An 852-nucleotide genomic window follows, 5' to 3' on the forward strand; every position below is an offset into this window, starting at 1 on the left:
CGGCCGTCGCGTCCGCCGAATTCGTCCTATCCGACAGCATTCGCGGATCCCAATGCCAGTACCAACGACCGTCGTGCTCACGCAGGTTCTTGCGCAAACCCTCCACCCGCGGCGCGCGACTCCGGTGCGGGTTGTATTCGATCACTGCTCCGAGCGCGTCCTCGAGGCTGTCGAAGCCGGACAAACCGGCTTGCATGAATTCGGTGATCTTGGCGAGACCCTCCGGTTCGGCCTTCGGGGTGATGTCCACCAGGACCAGCGCCCGGGCAATACCTGGTTCGTCGCCTGATGCGACAAGTGAGGCCATGCCGCCCATGGACGCTCCGACGAGCACCGGGGGTTCACCGAGGTCGGCGACGACTGCGCGAATGTCGCGGGCGTGCGCGTCGGGGCTGTAGTCGCCGTCGGTCGACCACTGGCTGTCGCCGTGGCCGCGTGCGTCGATGCAATACGCGCGACAACTCTGCTGGGCCAGCCGTATTCCGGTGCGCTGCCACGAGTGCCTGGTTTGGCCGCCGCCGTGGAGCAGCAGGACCGTGCCTTTCGGTTCCCGCCGGGGTTCCCACAGGTCGGCAACCAGTGAAACGCCGTCGCCGCGGAGGGTGGTCACCTTGGTGGAGTACGTCATGGTTGCATGGTCCTTCCTCGTCGGGAATCAGTGTCCGGAAGTGCCGCCGTCGACGGCGAGCGTCGAGCCGGTGATGTAGCCCGAGGCGCGACTGGCGAGGAACACCACGGCTCCGTCGATCTCGCGCTGTGTAGCGGTGCGGCCGAGAGAACTGCCGCGCAGGAACTCGTCGAGCGTATCCGACGACATCTCGGAGATCAGGTCGGTCTCCACGAATCCTGGCG

At 66.3% G+C, this 852-nt stretch carries 2 protein-coding genes; both read right to left on the reverse strand.

Translation table 11 applies throughout. The features are described 5' to 3' along the window. On the reverse strand, positions 1-628 hold a 628-nt coding region (locus AC1D1G_RS45630), incomplete at its 3' end, for an alpha/beta fold hydrolase (protein ID WP_477956990.1). A 27-nt stretch (positions 629-655) separates the two neighbouring features. Next, positions 656-852 (reverse strand): SDR family oxidoreductase (locus AC1D1G_RS45635; RefSeq protein WP_477956991.1); only part of this gene is annotated, 197 nt, incomplete at its 5' end.

The sequence above is a fragment of the Rhodococcus sp. P3_B8 genome (assembly GCF_056402775.1).